Here is a 19,274-nt window from a genome sequence, read left to right on the forward strand (position 1 = left end):
CGGCCACCTCGGCCGTCCCCTTCGACGGATACTGCGCGCCGCAGAAGACGGCCTCGATCTGCTTGTGCGGATCCTCGAGGCCGGCGTCCTCGTACGCCTCGTAGGCCGCCTCGACGATCATGTCCTGCGGGTCCTTGTCCCAGTTCTCGCCGAACTTGCAGCAGCCCATGCCGACGATGGCGACCTTGTCACGGATGGCCTGGGGGTTCATCGCGGGCGGAGCCTACGATCCGCCGTCCGCCGCTGCAAGGGGCGCGCGCGAACGCTCTTCCGGGACCCCGAAAGATGCTCGACGCGAAGGCGTCTACGCGAAGGTCCGCGCGAACAGCGCGTCGATCGCCGCCTGGCCGTTGGGCCGGAGAAAGCGCGTGCCCGTGCCGCAGAAGCAGGGCTGCCGGATCAGGGGGGCATCCTCGGCGCGCCATCCCTCGCCGGTCCAGCAGAACCATCGATCGCGCTCCTGGTCGAAGACGTAGAGCGGCTTGTGCAGGATCTTCGCGTACTCGCCAGCCACGCCCGTGCCACCGGTCACGGTGTCGTCCGGGTTGATCTTGCCCACGACGAAGATCTCCTGGGCGTTGTGCACCTGGTGCCAGATCGTCTGCAGCACCTTGCGGAAAAGCGGCGTGTCGGGAAACTTCCGGTGCATGAGCTTGCTCACGTAGCCGAGGCCCACGTCGCCGCGCCGCAGCTCGGCGCCCGTCAGGATGCGGCGACCACGCTCGCGTACGGGGTTGTGCCCCTCGAAGGTGAAGTTGACCTCGTCGACGCCGTGGCGCTGCGCGGCGGCGCCGCAGGCCGCCTCCGTGCCGGTCGCGCCGCCGCTGAAGAGAATGCAGTCCTCGCGCTTCACGCCCCCTCCTCCCGAGGGACGTTCTCTCCGATTGCGCGCACGCGGTCAAACGGGTGCGCTACCCGCTGACGACGCCGCCGTAGTCGTCACTCGGCGATCGTGGGGATGCCGAGGGCGCTGGCGATCTCGCGCCGGTGTGCCTGGACCCATGCGGAGCGGACTGCTTCTGGCGGCGCGACAACGGCGGACGGGGAGCGCACGGCACGCCCGCCTACCTGACCGGCGTGCACTTCCAGTAGTAGTTGGGCGTCCCGCCCGCGTCGTGCATCTTCCGGAAGACGAGCTCCACCGCGAGGTCGAGCCGCACCTCCTTCGGGCTCGCGTCGGTCATCTGGAGGTAGAGGCGCGCGCTCTCGACGTCGACCACGGTCGCGACGAGGGGCGGGTTCGGGCTCCCGGCGAAGTTGTCGAAGGTGAAGGACTTGACCGAGCCGAGCTTGTCGGAGAGGCGCACGCGCTCGAAGTCGTCCCGCGCGAAGCAGCGGAAGCAGACGCGCTGGCGCGGGTACTGCACGCAGCCGCAGCGCCGGCAGCGGAGCCCGGCGAGCGTCACGTCGTCGTCGCGGTCGCGGAAGTGCTTGGTGGCGGAGATGCCGGCGCCGGCGCGGCGGTCGTGCTCGGTGGCGAGCAGCTGGCGGAAGCGGAGGTAGAGGTCGTAGCTCGGCAGCTCGGCGCGGCGCGCGAGGTGCCACGAGACGCCGCGGCGCCCCTCGAGCCGCTCCACCACCGGCGTCGTCTCGAGCACGAACGCCTCGGCGCCGTCGCCGTAGCCGACCAGCAGGATGCGCTGGCCGGCCCGCGCACCCTCCAGCGCAGCGGCGAGGAGAAGCGGCGCGAACGCCGTCCCCGCGTTGCCGACCTTCCCGAAGAGCGCGTCCTGCGCCTGCGGCGGCTCGAAGCCGAGCTCGCGCACCAGCGCCGCGTGGCTGCGCGCGTCGGGGCCGTAGAGGACGAGCTTCGCGAAGTCCTTCGGGCCGAGCCCGGTTTTCGCGAGAAGCCCCCGCACCACCTCGCGCACGTTGGTGCGATAGCCGTGGTCGACCACGAAGCGGTCCTCCCACGCGTGCACGAACGGATCGCCCTCGCTGCGCCACACGTCGATGATCTCGTCCGCGACCGTGTGGCTCGCCGCGAGCGCGACCGCGACGTCATCCTCGCCCACCAGGAAGGCCGCGGCGCCGTCGCCCAGGCTCGGCTCGAGCGCCGAGCGCGGTGCCGCCAGGCGCGTCTCGCCGGCGACCACCAGCACGCGCTTCGCGGAGCCGGCCTTGACGGCGTCGGCTGCAGTGCGGAGCGCGGTCGTGCCGGCCCGCAGCGAGTCGCCCAGGTCCGCCGTCATCACGTCGCGGCGGAGATCGAGCGCGCGCGCCACGAGAGCCGCCGCCTGCTTCTCCTTGAGCGGGTAGGAGGTGGAGGCGAAGAGGACGCCGTCGACGCTCGCACGGTCGACGCCCCGCAGGCAGTCGATCGCCGCCGCCACCGCCATGGTCACCGCGTCCTCGTCCCAGTTGGCGACCGCCTTCTCGGGGCCGCCAGGCTTCGCGGCGCCGCCGCCGATCGCCGCCAGGGGGAGGCGGAGCATGGGGACGTAGGCGCCGTACGAGGTGATGCCGACCATCGCGCGAACCTAGGATCCGGGCGGCGAAACTGCAACCGCCCCGGCGGTGGCAGTCCCCGAGACTTGAGCCAACGCTGCAAGGACGCCTGCGACTCCTTGGATGGCCGGCCAGCGGCAAGGTCATCAACACATTGATTCGCCCCGCACGCACGACTAGCCTCGCGCCCATGGCGAGGCCGGCCCCTGGCGAGTTCCACACCCGCGCCTACCCGACCTCGCGCCGGCGGTCGACGACCTCTTCCTCCAGAGATCGAGGGCCGACTGAATGCTGACGCCCGAGACCGCCCCGCCCGCCGAGGACCCGTGGCTCGGCTGCAACCCGTTCGACCCGGCCTTCCGCGACGACCCCTACCCCTCGCTCGCCCGCCTGCGCGAGATCGACCCGGTCAACGAGATGCCGGTCGGCATCTGGCGCCTCACGCGCTACGCCGACGTGAACCGGCTGCTGCACGAGGTGCCGGCGGGCGTGCGCACGACCGACGGCGTCCTGCCCGGCGTGGACGAGTCGCTCACCGGCCAGCGCCTGTTCATGCTGCAGCAGGATCCCCCTGCCCACACGCGGCTCCGCCGCCTGGTGAGCAGCGCCTTCACGCCGCGCGCCATCGCGGCGCTGCGCCCGCAGATCCAGCGCATCGTCGACGGCTGCCTGGACCGGGTCGCCGGGCGCGGCACGATGGACGTGATCGCCGACCTGGCGCTCCCCGTGCCCGCGACCGTCATCTGCGAGATGCTGGGCGTCCCGGTCGCGGACCGCGACCGCTTCACGGTGTGGACGTCGAAGGCGACGCTCGGCCTCGCCTCCCAGTTCCTTCCGCCCGAGACGCTCGCCGAGGTGCAGGCCGCCGGCACGTCGCTGGCGGAGTACTTCGACGGGCTGATCGCCGCCCGCCGGGGGCACCTCTCCGAGGATCTGCTCTCGGCGCTCATCCGCGCCGAGGAGGCCGGCGATCGCCTGACGCCGCCCGAGCTGCTCTCGCAGGCGATCGGGCTCCTGATTGCCGGCTTCGAAACCACGATCGGGCTCATCGGCAACGGCATCCGTGCGCTCATCCGCCATCCCGCGGAGCTCGCCAGGTTGCGCGCGCGGACGGAGCTCGCGGCGAGCGCCGTCGACGAGTGCCTGCGCTACGACGGGCCGATCATCCTGACCCCGCGCGTCCTCCACGCCGACGTCGAGTTCGGCGGCAGGATACTTCCCAGGGACGCTAAGGTGTGGGGCATGCTCGCCGCGGCAGACCGCGATCCCGAGGTCTTCCCCGATCCCGACCGCTTCGACATCGAGCGGCGGCCGAACGACCACCTGGCCTTCGGTGGCGGGCCGCACTTCTGCCTGGGCGCGCACCTCGCCAAGCTCGAGGGCGAGATCGCGATCGCGAGCCTGGTGACGCGCTTCGCCGACCTGCGCCTCGTCTCCGAGACGGTCGAGTGGGGCCCGTCGCTCTTCCGCGTGCCGGGGAAGCTGCCGGTCACGTTCCGCGCACACTGAGCGCCGCATGCCGGATCGGGCGCAGCGACGAGCACAGCGCGGCGCCGGGCCCGTGCGGTATGTGCGGCGATCCGCGCGGCCCCGGCCGGCTGAGTAGCGCTCTCAGCCGAGCTGCTGCGCGAGGCGCGTGAACGCCGGCCGCGTGGTGCAGCGCCCGAACCAGGCCTGCGCGTTGGGTGCGCCCCCGAGATCGAGCCCCGCCAGCGGCGCCCACGAGAGCACGGAGGCCACGTTCAGGTCGGCGACCGTGAAGGCGTCTCCCAGCAGGTATTGCTTGCCGGCGAGCGCGCCGTTCAGGACGCCGAGCGGCGTCTTGAACCGCTCCGCGGCATCGTCGGCCTTCTTCGGGTCGCGCTGATCGGCGGGGTAGAACATGCGATGGAGCAGAGCGGTCAGCACCGGCTCCTCCAGCTCGGTCATCGTCCACAGGCTCCACTGGAAGGCACGCCCCTCGTCCTCGACCCGCTTGGGCCACAGGCCCTTGTCGTACTTGCGCGCCAGGTAGAGGTTGATGGCCATCGACTCCCAGAGCGTCAGGTCGCCGTCCTGCAGCACCGGGATGTGGCCGTTCGGGTTGATCTTTAGAAACTCCGGTTTCCGGGTGTCGTTCACGAAGCTCACCTTGACGTTCTCGTAGGGCAGGCCGAGCTCCTCGAGCATCCAGAGCGGCCGCATGGTGCGCGAGCGGGGAATCCCGTAGAGCTTGATCATCGCGTGTCCTCCTCGGCACCCGACCCTAGCGCACGCGCACGGCCATGGGAATCATGGTATTGACCGGCGCCGGTGAGCGCCGAGCCCGCACTCCACGTCGAGGTCGAGGGCAGCGGGCCGGTCGTCGTGCTGGGCCACGGCTTCGCCGGCAGCGCGCGCAACTTCCTGCCCCAGGCGCGGGCGCTGCGTGACCGCTACCGGATCGTCCGCTTCGACGCGCGCGGGCATGCGCGGAGCGGGGCGCCGGCCGAGGCGGCGGCGTACACCCCCGAGGCGTTCGTCGCGGACGTGGGGCGGGTGCTGGACCAGGTCGGCGCGCAGCGCGCGGTCGTGGGCGGGCTCTCGATGGGCGCCGGCATCGCGCTCCGCTTCGCCCTCGCCCACCCCGAGCGCGTGCGGGCGCTCGTGCTCGCCGCCTTCCCCCCGGGGGCCGGCGCCGCGGGCACCTTCGCGGCGGTTGCGCACCCCTTCGCCGAGGCCGTCGAGCGCGAGGGCCTCGACGCGGCTGGAGCGAGGTTCGTCTGGGGCCCGTCCTCGGGGCTCGATCCGGCCGCCGCGCGCCTCGTCCGCACGGGCTTTCTCGAGCACCCGCCGCATGGGCTCGCGCACACGCTGCGCGGGGTGATCGCGACGCAGCCGGCGGTGGCGGACCTGGCGCCGCGGCTCGCGGCGCTCGCCCTCCCCGTGCTGCTCATCGTCGGGGCGAACGACCGCCTCTCGCTCGGGCCGAGCCGGGAGCTGGCGGCCGCCGCGCCGCGGGCGCGGCTGGTCGTGGTCGAGGGCGCCGGGCACGTCGTCAACCTGGCCGAGCCGGCCGCCTTCAACGCCGCGCTGGAGGAGTTCCTGGGCAAGGCGACGGAAGCGCGCGCGGAGAGCCCATCGGGACGGCGGCGGTGACGGGTGCGGGGACGCCGCTCAGGCCACCCTGCTCCACAACGTCACTTCGAGCGGCTCCGCCAGCAGGCCCTCGGCTTGCCTCAGCCAGTTCTTGATGTGCGGCGTCTCGAAGTGCGCCTTGAGCGCCGCCTCGCTCGTCCAGTTCTCGTGAAAGAGAAACTGCGATTGGTCGGTGACGCCCTGGTGCATGTCGAAATTGATACAGCCATTCTCGGCGCGGGTCGGCGCCAGGAGCTTCAGCAGCTCCCCTCTGACCTGCTGCACCTTGTCCGTCTTCGCCCGTATCCGCGCGATGACGGTCACCTTGCTCTCTGCCATCGGTGTCCTCCTTGGGGTCGGGATCGCTGCTCCCGGGGCTGCGCCCGAGCTACTTCAACGCCGCGCCCCCGCCGACCACCTCCAGGGCGCGGAGGAAGATCTGCTCCCGGATCTCGACGAACTCGTCCCAGCGCGCCGTGAGCACGTACGCGAACAGCTCGATCTCGAGCGCCTGCGGCCCCATGCGGGCGAAGCGCGCGCGAGCCGACTCGGCGTGTACCTTGGGATGTGAAACGACCATCTCCCGCAGCGCGGCCAGCACCTGTCGGACCCGTTCCGCGCCCGTGCCCTGGGGCAGGGTGACCGTGGCGCGAACCGGGATGCGGTCGCGCTGGCTCAGGTTCTCGAGGGCGAGCGTCGAGAACTGCGCGTTCGGGATGGTGACCAGGGTGCGGTCCACGGTGCGCACCCGCGTCGAGCGCAGGCCGATGTCCTCGATCGTCCCGACCGTGTCGCCGAAGCGGCAGAAGTCGCCCACCCGCACCGGCTGATCCGCGACCAGGCTCACGCTGCCGAAGAGGTTCTCGACCGTCTTCTGCGCCGCCAGCGCCACCGCCAGCCCGCCGACGCCCAGGCCCGCGATGAGGCCGGTCACGTTGAACCCGAAGTTCTGCAACGCGGCGATGAACGCGATCACCGCGACGAAGACCTTGAGCGTGCGCCGCCCGAGCGGCACCGTCGCCATCGCCCGCAGGTGCCGGTGCTCGTCGAGCCGCCGCTCGAAGCGCGCCACGAGGACGTCGAGGCCGCGCAGGACGAGCCATGTGGCCGCGACGATCGCGAGGGCCTTCTCGGCGCCGACGAGGAAGCGCTGGACTGGCACGGCGAGCGCGAGGAAGCGGAGGCCCGCGGCGAAGACCGCGAGACCGATCGCGAAGCGGAGCGGCCCGCCCGCGTACTCCGCGAGCCGCTCGTCGAGGGCGGGACGGGCGGCGAGCAGGCGCCGCACGAGGCCAACGGCCAGCCGCCCGATGAGCTTCGCCGCGAGCCATGCCGTCGCGCCGAGGAGAGCGAGGCCGATCCACTGCCAGAGCCGGATCTGGAGGAAGCGCACCTGGAAGAACGGGGCCGGCAGCACGGCGGCGAGGGGACCCCAGCCGAACTCGTCGTAGAGCGCGGGGATGGCGGCGACGGTGCTCGCGGCGATCTTCCACACCGGGGGGCCACTCGGCTGCGGCACGCGCTCGATCAGGATCTCGACCGGGGCGGTGGCCGTCTCGATCGTGCCGAGCGAGTCGCGCAGCGCGGGGAGGCCGTCCTCGGGGTCGCCCTCGGGCTGGTCGCTCAGGCGATCGACGTCCACCCACAGCGCCCGGTCGAGGACGGTCTCGAGCTCGCGCGCCAGCTCGGGGCCCTTCCGCGCCCGGACGCTCTGCGGGAGCTGGCGGAGGTTCAGGTACTCGGCGGCGAGCGCGTAGCGTCCCTGGCGGCAGGCGGTGAGGAAGCGGGCCATGGCGCCGCGCGGCACCTCCGGCCCGAGCGCGGTGGCGGGCCGGGCCGGCTCGGCGGGCGTCGGCGCCTCGGGGCGCGCCGCCGTCGGGGCGCACAGGACGAGCGCGACCAGGAGCAGAGCCCGCAGCACCATCCCCGCTCAACGTCCCTTGAACGCCGGCGGCCGCTTCTCCATGAACGAGCGGATGCCCTCGTGCATGTCCTCGCTCTGCGCGACGAGCGCCTGCGTGAAGGCCTCCTCGGCGAAGAGCGCGTCCAGGTCGGCCTGCAGCGAGCGGTTCAAGAGCCGCTTCGAGAGCCCGATCGCGAAGGTGGGGCCCTGGGCGAGACGCTCGGCCCAGGCGCGGCACGTCGCCTCGAGCTCCGCCGCCGGCACCACCTTGTTCACCAGGCCGAGGCGTTCGGCGTCGGCCGCCGAGAGCTCGTCGCCGAGGAAGACGAGCTCCTTCGCCTTGTGGAGGCCCACGTGCCGCGGGAGGAGGAAGCCCCCGCCCGCGTCGAGCGCGATGCCGCGGCGGACGAACACCTCGATGAAGCGCGCGTCGTCGGCCGCGATGACCAGGTCGCAGGCGTAGGCGAGATGGGCGCCCAGCCCGGCGGCCACCCCGTTCACGCCGGCGACGACCGGCTTCTCGAGATCCCAGAGGGCGCGGATCACGCGCTGGCTCGGGCGCATGGCGTCGCGCGTGGCGCCCGGATGCGACGGCGCGGCCGCGCCCGTCGCCGCGCGCGAGCCGGAGAGGTCGGCGCCGGTGCAGAACCCCTTGCCGGTCCCCGTCAGCACCACGGCCCGCACGCTCGCGTCCTCCGCCGAGCGCGCGAGCGCATCGAGGTAGAGCTGCCGCATCTCGGCGTTCATGGCGTTGCGCGCCTCGGGCCGGTTGAGGACGATCCAGCCCACGCCGTTCTCGACCCGGAAGAGGAGCGGCTCCGCCATCGTCACCCCTTCAAGTTGAACGCCCTGGCGGCGTTGTCGTGGAGGAAGCGCTGCTTCACGTCCGGGGAGAGCCCGAGCCCCTCCACCTCGCCCAGGACGCGCTCCCACTGGAGGAGCGGGTAGTCGGTCGCGAAGCAGACCTTGTCCTTGCCGAAGGTCTTCATGAAGTGGACGAAGGCCGGCGGGTAGTGCTTCGGCACGTGCGCGGAGGTGTCGATCCACACGTTCTTGTGCTTCCACGCGACGGCGATCATCTCGTCGGTCCAGGGCCAGCCGAGGTGGCCGCACACGATGCGCAGCTCGGGGAAGTCGAGCGCCACCTCGTCGATGTAGAGCGGGCGGCCGGTCTCCGAGGGATAGAGCGGCCCGGTGTGGCCGACCTGGGTCTGGAAGGCGACGCCCAGCTCGGCCGCCTTGGCGTAGAGCGGGTAGTAGACGCGGTCGGTGGGCGGCTTCCGCCACATGAAGGGCTCGATGCGGAGCGCCACGAAGCCGCAGTTGCGCACGTAGTGCTCGAGCTCGCGCACGGCCTCCATGATGTGGATCGGGCTCGCGTGGTACTGGCCGAAGATGCGCCCGGGATGGCGCTGCTGCGCCTTCGCGACCGCCTCGTTGTCGCCCGCCATGAGCGCCGTGCGCACGCCGGCACGGTCCATGGCGTCGATCATCTTCGCCAGGTCGGTGCCGTGGTGGAAGACCTCGAGCATGCCGTAGTTGCGGAAGACGTTCTCGCCCTCGGGGTTCGCGCCGGGCGGCGTGCCCGAGATGTGCTGCGTCCACACGTCGATGATCGGGATCGCGTCGGCCATCACGTCCCTCGCGGGAGGCCGAGCACGCGCTGCGCGATCACGTTGCGCTGCACCTCGGAGGTCCCGGCGTAGATGGTCGCGGCGCGCGACCAGAGGTACTCGTACTCCCAGCGCCCGCCCTCGATCGCCTGCGGCGCGCCGCGCGCGAGCGCGCCGTATGGCCCCTCCAGCTCGATCGCCAGCTCCTTCATGTGCTGATCGGTCTCGCTCCACACGAGCTTCAGGTAGGAGCCCTCGGGGCCCGGGTGCCCCTCGCGCATGAGATCGGTCACCTGCTTGTAGGCGAGGAGACGCAGGATCTCGGTCTCGATGAAGCTGTGCGCGAGGCGCTGGCGGAAGCGCGGGTCGCGGGTCGTCCGCAGGCGGCGGGCCAGCTCGAGGACGTCGCGCATCTCTCCCGCCAGGCGGGCGTGCGGGGCGGAGCCGCCCCGCTCGTGCGCGAGGGTGGTGATCGCGATCTGCCAGCCCTGGTTCAGCGCGCCCACCATGTGCTCGGGCGGCACCTGCACGTCGTCGAAGAAGACCTCGTTGAACCAGGCGACCCCCGTCATCTCGACCAGCGGGCGGATGGTGATCCCCGGACTCTTCATGTCGACGAGCAGGAAGCTGAGCCCCTGGTGCTTGGGAGCGTGGACGTCGGTGCGCACGACCAGGATGCACCAGTCGGCGAAGCGGGCGTAGCTGGTCCAGATCTTCTGCCCGGTGACGTGGAAGACCTGGCCGCGGAGCTCCGCCCGCGTCCGGCACGCGGCCAGGTCGGAGCCCGCGTTCGGCTCCGAGAACCCCTGGCACCACACCTCTTCGCCGGTCAGGATGGGCCGCAGGAAGCGCCGCTTCTGCTGCTCGGTGCCGTGGTGGATGAGGGTCGGCCCGACCAGCGCGGGTCCCACCCCGATGTCGATCATGCTGGGGGCGCCCGTGCGCGTGTACTCCTCGGCGAAGAGGAACTGCTCGATCGGCGTGGCGCCGCGTCCCCCGTACTCGCGCGGCCAGTGGAGCCCGGCCCACCCCCCCTCGTGCAGCTTCCCCTGCCACCAGCGCGCGAACCGCACCTTCTCCGCCGGCTCCTCGGGCTTCCGGTACGCGGACGTCCCCCACCCCCCGGGCAGGTTCGCGACCAGCCAGTCGTGCACCTCGCGCTGGAAGCGCGCTTCCGCCTCGCTCAACCGGAAGTCCATCGCGCCCCGTTCTCCGCGAAGAGGCTGGGACGCGTCAAGCGTCCGGGGCGGACTACGCCGAAAGCGTTGCGCTCAGGGGGCACCCTGGACGCTTCGGCTGCCATCGTGGCGCTCGAGTCGGAGACGCTGGTCGGCGACGAGCCGCGACTCGCGCACGTGCGGCCACAGTCTCGCGCCGTTGAACGTCAGATCGCACGCCATCACCAGGAGGATCGCGATCAGCTCCCAGCCGGGCGCGCCAAACTCGCGTCTCACGTCCGGGAGCGAGAAGATCACGAGTGTTCCCGCTGCCACGCCGTCTCGGCCAACAGGCACGCTGCCGGCGAGCCAGCCGAAGATTCCCAGGTTGCCCGCCGACCCCCACCAGCCGGGAAGACCATGCATGTGGATCAAGGCTCGGCGGGGAGTCTTCTCTGTCGGGGAAGACAACCGGATGCGTCAAGCGTCCGGACGGCGCAGGCGCGGGGCCGGACCGCTGGCTCGCGCCCGTCAGCTAGCTAGCGCTGCCCTCCGAAGTAGTTGACGCCGAACTTGACCGGGATCACGAGGTTCGGCCAACTCACCAACGCCGGCTCCTCGCGAACCTCGAAGAACGCGCCCGGCTCCCAGTTGGTGAAGCTCTTGCTGACGAGCAGGGCCAGGCCGACGGGCATCTCTGCGAATCCACTCCACATGCGGAAGACGCCTGTGACGGCGGTGAGCGGGAAGAACCAGCCCCCGCCGCCGAGCAGTTCGAGGGCGGCGGTGGCCGGCCAGGGATAGCCGGCCGCCCTGGCATTGGCGTCGAGCGCCTGCACGGTGACGACGGGACTCAGCGCAACGTCGAGGGGTCCGAGGAGGACGTTGGAGACCGCGCGTCGCAACGTCGCTGTCCTGTCACCCTCGGCGTACGCCGGCCGCGGCTCGCGCGCAGCGACAGCGACCATCAGGAGCCCGACGACGTACCACCTCGCGCGTACCCGCATGACGGCCCTCCTGCTCGCCTTACTTCCCGAACCGCGACAGCGTCTGGTAGTCGAAGAACCCCGGATCCAGCGGCACCCGCCGGTCGTTCGGCGGATCCGCCCCCGGCCCGTTCATGCCCGCCGCGGTGGCGCGGTCCTGCTTGATGTTCTCGGCCAGCTGGAAGGACATGGTCGCGCCCCACCAGCGCTCCTTGTCGTTCCACTGATAGGTCGCGTAGCCGAGGACCTGCAGGGTGTTCAGGAGCTCGCCCCGCCACGAGAACTTGCGGTTCCAGGCGCCCGCCCAGGTCGTGTCGTCGATCCACAGCTCCATCTTGCCGTAGAGGTAGTACTTGTCCTTCGGCACGCCCTCCAGGACCCAGAACTTCCGCTTCGCCACGGCGGCCGCCACCGGCGCCCACGGCACGCCCTTCCAGCCCTTCACCATGTAGCCGACCGTGCGGTCGTTGTTGATGGCCACCGTGCGCCAGCCGCCGCCGGGCAGCTCCCGCTCCTTCACCTTGCCCGCAATGCTGTCGGGGTCGACGAAACGCAGGGCCTCCTTGTGGTCGACGACCTTCCACTCGAAGTCCTCGGGCTTGCCGTCGAAGAAGAAGCCATCGTCCTGGCTCATGTCGGAGCCGAGGAAGCCGTCGGAGCGGTTGGCCGGCGAGATGGCGCGCACGCGGCGGAGCGCCGGCACGTAGGCCCACGACAGATCGCGCTTGGTCGGGTCCTTGAAGCGGTAGCCGAGGGCCGCCGTCCCTTGCAGGTCGGCGGGGCTGGTGGTCGCGGCGAGGAACTGGAAGAGGAAGTTCTCCGGGTTCTTGGGCGGCGAGTAGTGGCGTGGCTGGCCGTCGTAGTAGAGGAAGTAGACGTCCTGCACCGACGAGCGGTCGATGCCGGAGCGGCTCACCCAGTTGAGCAGCGTCCAGTTGTGGCTGTTGCCGCCGGTGTAGTAGGCGTAGTCGAGGTTCCAGAGCGCCTTGTAGCCGGCGTCGGGATCCTTGGGGTCGATGTTCGGGAAGGGCAGCCCGCGGATGTACTCGGGCCGCTTGCCGGTGGCCTTGTCGATCGGCGACTTGTGCTCGTCGAGCACCAGGTGCTCGGCATTCCACTTGGTCGCCTCGTCGAACCCGTCGTCCCACGCCCATTTCGAGTTCGGGAAGTCGACCAGCTTGTTCATGTAATCGCCGTTCTTGAAGTGCTTGTAGATCTCGGGCGGCAGAAGGTCCTTCACCTCGTCCGCGTTCGACTGGTCGATCATCGTCCCGGACTCGACCGCCGCCACCCTCGCGGCGGGCACGATCCCGAGCCCCAGCGCCAGCCCGAGCGCCAGACCCACCAAGCTGCTCTGCATCGACGGAGCCCTCCTCATCGCGCGGGGATGAACGTCATCCGCCTACGGCGCCCACGCGCGCCGAGCGGGCTTCCTCGGCCGCCGCTGCCTCCGCGCGGATGCGCTGCCGCTCCTCGGCGTACTTGATCGCGAAGCGCGGCTTGAAGAGGGAGACCATCGGCGGGATGAACATGAGCGCGCCCATCAGGTGGAAGCCGAGCAGCAGGACCAGCAGGAGCGCCATGTCGGCCTGGAACTTCATGGGGAAGAAGACCCAGAAGATGATGCTCGCGGTGAGCGAGACGCCGGTGAAGAGCACAGTCTTCCCCGTGGTCTCGAACATACGCCGGATGGCCACGTCGAAGCCCTCGCCCGCGCACAGCTCCTCGACGATGCGCGAGAGCACGTAGTAGCCGTAGTCGATCCCGATGCCGATGCCGACCGCCGCCACCGGCAGCGAGTTGATGTTCATGTCGATGCCGAAGAGGTACATGACCGCCTCGGAGAGCGGCTGCGCCACGAGCGACGGCAGCATGACGATGAGCGCACCCACCACCGACACGTAAGTCGCGTAGGAGAGCAGGAAGACCACGATCAGGATGAGGGCCAGGTTCACGCGGTAGGACCACTCCACCTCCTCGTTGACCGCCGCGAGGATGCCGATCAGCCCGCCCGCCAGCCGGTAGCGGACGTTGGTGGCCTCCGCCCCGTGCGCCGCGATGTACTCCTTGGCGCGCGCGATCGAGCGCTCGATCGTCTCGTGGGTGTAGTCCTTGTAGAAGACCGCGATGGTCGCGTTCGTGTAACCGATGTCGAAGAAGCGGTCCATCTCGCCGCGCCGCGTGCCCGAGGTGAGGAGGAAGAAGAGCTGGCCCACGTGGTCGTCGCGGGTGGGAAGGATCTCCCACTTCGGATCGCCCTCGTGGAAGGTGCGGAAGATCTTCTTGAGGAGCGTGGTGGCGGTCACCGTGCCGCCCACCTCGGGACGCTCGGCCATGTAGCGCGCGAAGAGGTCGAGCTCGTTGAGCGTCGCGGCGTTCTCGATCGCGCCCTCGCGCTGCACGCACTTCTCCGCGCCGCACTGCCCCTCCTGCTCAGGGAAGCAGCGCCGGCAGTCCGGGCCCTCGCATGGCTCGCCCTTCACGGTGCAGTACGCGTTCCCCTCCGCGATGATGACCAGCTGGCTCGCGCCGAGGAACTTCTCGTTCACCTTGCGGAAGGCGATGTTGTAGGGGTGCTTCGGGTAGAGGAGCGCGGCGCCGGGCGTGGTGTCGCCCACCTTGAGGAGGTGCTGGAAGTAGAGCCCGAAGGAGAGCAGCGAGACCAGCCCGACCGCCATCGCCGGCCGCCGCCGGCCGCTCGCGAGCCAGATGAGCCCGTGCTCGATGGCGAGGTAGAGGCGGCCGAAGACGGCGCCGAAGACGTCGGTGAAGCGGGCGATGGCGAAGCCCACGTCGCCGTACCCGGGCAGCGCGATCCCGAGGAGCAGGTCGGAGACGAGCCCAGCCACGGTCAGGGCGAACATCGCCGCGACCGGCCAGCCCGGGATGTAGTCGTAGAGCCAGAGGAGCCACGCGATCGCCACCACCATCATCCACGACATGACGCGCTCGAGCGGCGTGCGGCCGGAGCGGTGCTCCTCGGCGGGCGGCGGCGTGAAGGAGAGGATGATCGGGTGAAGCGTCACCACGCTGATGAAGATCGAGATGATCCAGAACGAGCACAGGATGGCGAGCTTCCAGATGATCGGGATGCGCGCCACGAGGAGCGTCAGGATGGCGAGCCCGTCGGCCAGGATCGAGACCATCGCGGGGGCGTAGATCTCGGTGTACGACTTGACGATCGCCTGGTCGCGGTCGCGGAGGCGGTGGTACTCCTCGTGGTAGCGCTCCATCGACTGCACCGAGTGCGAGTGGGCGCGCGCCGAGATGAGGAGCGGAATCACGAGCACGAGGGGGTCGAGGCTGAGCGCGGGGAGCCACGGCACGTACTGACTCAGCCAGTTGCAGAAGCCGCCGAAGCCGAGCCCCCAGACGGCGGAGAGCGTACCGCTGAAGGCCGGGATCACCACGCCCTGCCAGCTCCGGAACTCGACCCAGAGGATGAGCAGGATCATGACGATCGAGGCGGCGAGCACGTTCACCATCTTCGGCATGATCTCGAGGAAGTAGGCGTAGAGGATCGGGAAGCCGCTCACGGAGATCTTCGTGTTCTCGTCCTCCTCCTGGTGGACGATCTCCTGGATCTTCGCCCACATCGTCGGCAGGTCGAAGTACTCCTCCCAGAAGCCCGCGACGATGAGCGTCGCCTTGTCGTCGTCGGACACGAAGAGGCCCTTCACGCCCTCGGTCGTGTAGACCTTGAGCTTCAGGAACTCGAGGTCCTCCTTGTTCTCCGGCACGCGCGGGTACATGAGCGGCACGACCTTGATGCCCGAGCCGGCGGTGAGCGTGGTCTTGATCTTCGGGTGCGTGATCGAGAACACCTGCTCGCCGTTCACGCCCGGGATGTCGTGCAGGAGCGCCACCGTGATGCGGTCGACCTTCTGCACCGTCGCCGGGTCGTCGAAGATCGTCCCGTTCTTCACCTCGACGACGAGGAGGAGGGTGTTCGCCGTGCCGAACATGCCCCGGTACTGCGTGTAGAGCTTGATGTAGGGGTGACTCGGCGGGTAGAGGTCGAAGAAGCTGGTGAAGATGTGCATCCGCGTCACCATGAAGGCGGCGAGGACGACGGTGGCGGCCGCGACCACGAGGGAGGCGGCCAGCCGGTGCCGCAGCAGGAAGAAGAGATACGCCTCGATGGTCCTGCGCGAGAACATGCGCGCTCAGAGCCCCGCGGCCGCGCGCCGGCCGTTGGCTGGGAGGACGATCTCGCCATGGTCGATGGGGGCCATGAAGCCCCCGGCGCCGACCGCGAAGCCCGCGCTCCCGCCGGGAAGCAGGCTCACGCCGCGCAGCCACACCAGCCGCTGCTTCTCGGGCAGCTCGCGCGCCGTCCAGTTCTCGCCGCCATCCGCGGTCGTCATCAGGGTGCCGGTGTCCCCCACGACCACGCCGTACTGCCCGGCCATGCTCACGCCGTAGAGGCCGGGGTTCTTGAGCGTCTCGAGGAAGCCGAGCTCCTCGAGCGACCCGAGCTCCCTGGCGCCGTGCTGCACCTCCCAGGTCTGCCCGCCGTCCCGCGTGCGCAGGATGAGCCCGTCGATGCCGACCGCCCAGCCCTTCTCGGGTGTGGCGAAGCTCACTCCGAAGAGCGTCTTCTCCGTGCCGACCTGGCGCTTCTCCCAGCTCTGCCCGCCGTCGGCGGTGGCGAGCAACGTGCCGAACTCGCCCGCGACGAAGCCGTGCTGCGCGTCGGGGAACGACACCGCGTAGAGGACGACGTCCTCGGCGAGCGAGCGGTCCACCCAGGTGACGCCGCCGTCGTGGGTGGTCGCCATCGCGCCCCAGTCGCCCACCACCCACACGGTCCTGGCGTCGATCGCGTTCAGGTTGAAGAGGTGCTTCTCGGGCGGGATGGCGCTCTTCTCGGGCTTCCACGTCTTGCCGCCGTCGGCGGTGGCGAGGATCGTGGAGGACTTGCCGACGATCCAGCCGTGGGCGGCGTCGGCGAAGTCGACGGCGAAGAGCGGGACCTTGGTGCCGCTCTCGCGCGCCTCCCAGGTCTTGCCGGCGTCGGCAGTGTGGTAGATGGAGCCGAAGTTGCCGACCGCCCACACCTCGCTCGCGCTCATCGCCTTCACGCCGAAGAGGTTGTCCTTGACGACGAGCGCGCGCGCACTGCCGGGTAGGGCGACCACGGCGGCGACGGTCGCGGCGAGCGCAGCCAGGTGCCGACTGCGCCCCCCGCCATGGCGAGTCTCACGCAATCAATTCGCTACACACCACGGCTCGGGCCGCGGCGTCAATAGAGCGCGAGATGCACGGCGAGGGCCCGCGGACGGCGTGCTTGACGGGCGCGAGAGCTCACCCGTATGGGGGAGAAGCGGGCGGCACGCTGGGCGATGACATCGTCACCGTGAGGTGGGCCTGAGCGCCCTCGTTCCGACCCATCGTCCGCCGCTCGCCGACGGCTACCGGGAGGCCGGCCAGTGGCGTGGGGAGCCGCTCTGGGCGGCCTTCGCCGCCACCGCCGCCCGCGCCGGCGCCAAGGCTGCGGTCGTCGAGGGGGCCGAGCGCACCAGCTTCGCGATGCTCGCCGCCCGAGCCGAGCGTCTGGCGGGCGGCCTCGCGGCGCGCGGCGTCCGCCCCGGCGACGTGGTCGCCTTCCAGCTCCCGAACTGGACCGAGACGCTGGTCGTCCTCCTCGCCGCGGTGCGTCTCGGCGCGGTCGCGAACCCCGTCCTGCCCATCTACCGGCGGCGGGAGCTGGGCTTCATCCTCGCCGAGGCGGGGGCCCGCGTCTTCTTCGTCCCCGGCCGCTACCGGGACTGCGACCACCTTGCGCTGGTGCGGGAGCTGCGGCCCGGGCTGCCCGCGCTCGAGCACGTGGTCGTGGTGCGCGACCAGCCGGCGGACGGCGCCCTCGCCTACGCCGAGGTCGCCGCGACCCCGCCCGGTCCGCCGGCCGCCGACGCCGGCGCGATCGCGCTCCTCATCTACACCTCGGGCACCACCGCCGACGCGAAGGGCGTGCTCCACTCGCACGACACGCTCCTTGCCGAGGCCCGGAGCCTGGGCCCCGTGCACGGCATCACCGCCGCGGACACCGTGCTCATGCCGTCCCCGCTCACGCACATCTCCGGCATCGTGCACGCGCTCCTCGTGCCTGCGGTCTTCGGCACGACCGCGGTGCTCATGGACCGCTGGGAGGCCGGCGCCGCCCGCGCCCTGATCGCGGCCGAGCGCGTGACCTACATGGTCGGCCCGCCGACCTTCCTGCGCGACCTGGCGGTGGGCGCGCCCGGCGCGCGCACGAGCCTCCGCCTCTTCTCCTGCGGCGGCGCCGACGTCGACCCGGCGCTCGTGCGCGAGGCGGCCGCGCGCCTCGGCTGCATCGCCAAGCGCGTCTACGGCTCGACCGAGTTCCCCACCGTGACCACGACCGGCCCCGACGACCCGCCGGAGCGCCGCATCGACAGCGAGGGGCGGGCCGTCGGCGCGAACGAGGTCCGCGTGGTCGACGAGGCTGGCGCCGGGGCGGGTCCGGGGGGCGAGGGCGAGATCCTCGCGCGCGGCCCCGAGTGTTTCCTCGGCTATCGCAACCCGGCGCTCAACGCCGACGCCTTCACCGCCGACGGCTGGTTCCGCACCGGCGACCTCGGCACGCTCGACGCCGAGGGCTACCTCCGCGTCACCGGGCGGCGGAAGGACATCATCATCCGCAAGGGCGAGAACGTCAGCGCCCGCGAGCTGGAAGACCTGCTGGCGGCCCACCCGGCCGTCGCCGAGGTCGCGGTCGTCGCCGTGCCGGACGCCGTGGCGGGCGAGATCGCGTGCGCGGTGCTGCGCCTGCGGCCGGGCGCCCGGCCGCCCACCCTGGCCGAGGTGGGGGAGCACCTCACGGCGCGCGGCCTCTCGCGCCGCAAGCTGCCCGAGCGCCTCGAGGTGGTGGCCGACTTCCCGCGCACGGCGAGCGGGAAGATCGTCAAGCGCGCCCTGCGCGAGCGGCTGGGCGGGCAAGTCACGCGCCGGTAGTGAGGTCGGTTCTGACCCACCTGCCCCCGCGCCGCCGACCTTGACGCCGCGGCGCGAGGGTGCTTGCTGAGGGCCCGCGATGCCCGCCGATTACCGCGGCAAGTTCGTGCTCGTGACCGGCGCCTCCTCCGGCATCGGCCACGTGACCGCCCGCGTCTTCGCCCGCCGCGGCGCGGTGGTCATGGCGGTGGCGCGCCGCGAGGCGCTGCTCCACGAGCTGATCGCCGAGTGCCGCCGGCACTCCCCTGCGTCCGACTACCTCGCCGGCGACCTCGGCGAGCGCGCCTTCGCCGAGCACGTGGTCGACGAGACCGCCGCCCGCCATGGCCGCCTCGACATCCTGGTCAACAACGCGGCCATCTCCAAGCACAAGCAGTTCTACCACATGTCCGCCGACGAGGCGGAGCTGGTGATGCGCGTCAACTTCCTCTCCTGCGTGTGGACCACGATGGCCGCCATCCCGCACATGCTCCGCCAGGGCGGCGGCACCATCGTCAACGTCTCCTCCTTCGCCGCCAAGGTCTCTCCGCCGCGCGAGGCGATGTACGCCGCCTCCAAGGCCGCGATGAACGCCTTCAGCGAGGGGCTCTGGAGCGACCTCGCCGGCTCGAACATCCACGTGGCGATCGTGAACCCGGGGCCGATCGACACCGAGATCTGGCGCAAGGAGGACGAGCCGGTCTGGTACGACGGCAAGAAGTATCCGCCCGAGATCGTGACCGCGGCGATCTTCGAGGCGATCGAGAAGCGCCGCTACGAGATGACCGTCCCCAAGCGGAACCCGATGCTGCTCGTGGCGCGCTTCCTCCGCCTCTTCGTGCCGTCGCTCCTCCGCTTCGGCATGGCGAAGACGGATCCGGTGCCGGCGGAGGTCGTCGAGAGAGCCCGGGCGCGAGCCCAGAAGGGGAAGCGCCTCGGGGACCTGAGCGAGGGCCCCGGGTGAAGGGGCGCAGCGAACGGAGGTAGCCGGCATGGAGCGGGCAAGTCGTGCAGCCGATTTTCCGCTCGAGCGGCTCGCGGGCGTGAGCGCGCGGCGAGAGCGCCGGTGGGGTCTCATCGGAGGCGTCGTCGGGTCCCTGGCGGGCGTCGGCAG

Annotated in this window: 18 protein-coding genes; 4 read left to right on the top strand and 14 right to left on the bottom strand. The window is 71.1% G+C overall.

Translation table 11 applies throughout. The features are described 5' to 3' along the window. The 3 genes from E6J59_18515 to E6J59_18525 form a co-directional block, all read right to left on the bottom strand. Positions 1-211, bottom strand: a 211-nt coding sequence (locus tag E6J59_18515) for an acetyl-CoA acetyltransferase (protein ID TMB16645.1), incomplete at its 3' end; no start/stop codon positions are given. Positions 212-304: 93 nt separating this feature from the next. Then, complete coding sequence (locus E6J59_18520) at positions 305-853, bottom strand: hypothetical protein (GenBank protein TMB16646.1); 549 nt, start codon at positions 851-853, stop codon at positions 305-307. A 211-nt stretch (positions 854-1,064) separates the two neighbouring features. Continuing rightward, positions 1,065-2,471, bottom strand: a complete 1,407-nt coding sequence (locus tag E6J59_18525; protein ID TMB16647.1) for a 3-hydroxy-3-methylglutaryl CoA synthase — start codon at positions 2,469-2,471, stop codon at positions 1,065-1,067. A gap of 265 nt (positions 2,472-2,736) precedes the next feature. On the opposite strand from E6J59_18525, the gene E6J59_18530 reads away from it, so the two are divergent. Beyond that, positions 2,737-3,957: a cytochrome P450 gene (locus E6J59_18530; GenBank protein ID TMB16648.1), complete on the top strand. Its 1,221-nt coding sequence runs from the start codon at positions 2,737-2,739 to the stop codon at positions 3,955-3,957. A gap of 102 nt (positions 3,958-4,059) precedes the next feature. Here E6J59_18530 and E6J59_18535 read toward each other — a convergent pair whose 3' ends face one another. Beyond that, positions 4,060-4,668 carry a glutathione S-transferase family protein gene (locus E6J59_18535; GenBank protein ID TMB16649.1) on the bottom strand — a complete coding sequence of 203 codons (609 nt, stop codon included), beginning with the start codon at positions 4,666-4,668 and terminating at the stop codon, positions 4,060-4,062. 72 nt (positions 4,669-4,740) lie between these two features. On the opposite strand from E6J59_18535, the gene E6J59_18540 reads away from it, so the two are divergent. Then, a complete protein-coding gene (locus tag E6J59_18540) occupies positions 4,741-5,565 on the top strand; it encodes an alpha/beta fold hydrolase (GenBank protein TMB16650.1) in 825 nt (274 codons plus the stop codon). Between the two features lie 18 nt (positions 5,566-5,583). Here the strand turns inward: E6J59_18540 and E6J59_18545 are convergent, their stop codons facing one another. The 10 genes from E6J59_18545 to E6J59_18590 form a co-directional block, all read right to left on the bottom strand. Then, entirely contained in the window at positions 5,584-5,883 is a 300-nt protein-coding gene (locus E6J59_18545) for an antibiotic biosynthesis monooxygenase (GenBank protein TMB16651.1), read from the bottom strand. Between the two features lie 49 nt (positions 5,884-5,932). Beyond that, positions 5,933-7,468: a mechanosensitive ion channel family protein gene (locus E6J59_18550; GenBank protein TMB16652.1), complete on the bottom strand. Its 1,536-nt coding sequence runs from the start codon at positions 7,466-7,468 to the stop codon at positions 5,933-5,935. A 6-nt stretch (positions 7,469-7,474) separates the two neighbouring features. Beyond that, positions 7,475-8,272: an enoyl-CoA hydratase/isomerase family protein gene (locus tag E6J59_18555; protein TMB16653.1), complete on the bottom strand. Its 798-nt coding sequence runs from the start codon at positions 8,270-8,272 to the stop codon at positions 7,475-7,477. 2 nt (positions 8,273-8,274) lie between these two features. Further along, a complete protein-coding gene (locus tag E6J59_18560) occupies positions 8,275-9,081 on the bottom strand; it encodes an amidohydrolase (GenBank protein ID TMB16654.1) in 807 nt (268 codons plus the stop codon). Then, the gene (locus E6J59_18565; GenBank protein ID TMB16655.1) at positions 9,081-10,259 is read right to left on the bottom strand and encodes an isovaleryl-CoA dehydrogenase; all 1,179 of its coding nucleotides are present in this window, start codon (positions 10,257-10,259) and stop codon (positions 9,081-9,083) included. The genes E6J59_18560 and E6J59_18565 overlap by 1 nt, the downstream gene beginning before the upstream one ends. A gap of 72 nt (positions 10,260-10,331) precedes the next feature. Beyond that, positions 10,332-10,652 carry a hypothetical protein gene (locus tag E6J59_18570; GenBank protein ID TMB16656.1) on the bottom strand — a complete coding sequence of 107 codons (321 nt, stop codon included), beginning with the start codon at positions 10,650-10,652 and terminating at the stop codon, positions 10,332-10,334. A 104-nt stretch (positions 10,653-10,756) separates the two neighbouring features. Beyond that, on the bottom strand, positions 10,757-11,224 hold the full coding sequence (locus tag E6J59_18575; protein ID TMB16657.1) for a hypothetical protein: 468 nt from the start codon (positions 11,222-11,224) through the stop codon (positions 10,757-10,759). A gap of 19 nt (positions 11,225-11,243) precedes the next feature. Then, entirely contained in the window at positions 11,244-12,581 is a 1,338-nt protein-coding gene (locus E6J59_18580) for a DUF1329 domain-containing protein (GenBank protein TMB16658.1), read from the bottom strand. Between the two features lie 16 nt (positions 12,582-12,597). Next, on the bottom strand, positions 12,598-15,363 hold the full coding sequence (locus E6J59_18585) for a hypothetical protein (GenBank protein TMB16659.1): 2,766 nt from the start codon (positions 15,361-15,363) through the stop codon (positions 12,598-12,600). A gap of 6 nt (positions 15,364-15,369) precedes the next feature. Further along, the gene (locus E6J59_18590; protein ID TMB16660.1) at positions 15,370-16,413 is read right to left on the bottom strand and encodes a hypothetical protein; all 1,044 of its coding nucleotides are present in this window, start codon (positions 16,411-16,413) and stop codon (positions 15,370-15,372) included. A 154-nt stretch (positions 16,414-16,567) separates the two neighbouring features. On the opposite strand from E6J59_18590, the gene E6J59_18595 reads away from it, so the two are divergent. Both E6J59_18595 and E6J59_18600 read left to right on the top strand, forming a co-directional pair. Continuing rightward, a complete protein-coding gene (locus E6J59_18595; protein ID TMB16661.1) occupies positions 16,568-18,181 on the top strand; it encodes a cyclohexanecarboxylate-CoA ligase in 1,614 nt (537 codons plus the stop codon). 79 nt (positions 18,182-18,260) lie between these two features. Further along, positions 18,261-19,124 (top strand): SDR family NAD(P)-dependent oxidoreductase, encoded by an 864-nt coding sequence (locus E6J59_18600; GenBank protein TMB16662.1) that lies wholly within the window; start codon positions 18,261-18,263, stop codon positions 19,122-19,124. The last annotated feature ends 150 nt before the right edge of the window (positions 19,125-19,274 follow it).

It is taken from the genome of Deltaproteobacteria bacterium (assembly GCA_005879795.1).
GTDB lineage: Bacteria > Desulfobacterota > Binatia > DP-6 > DP-6 > DP-6.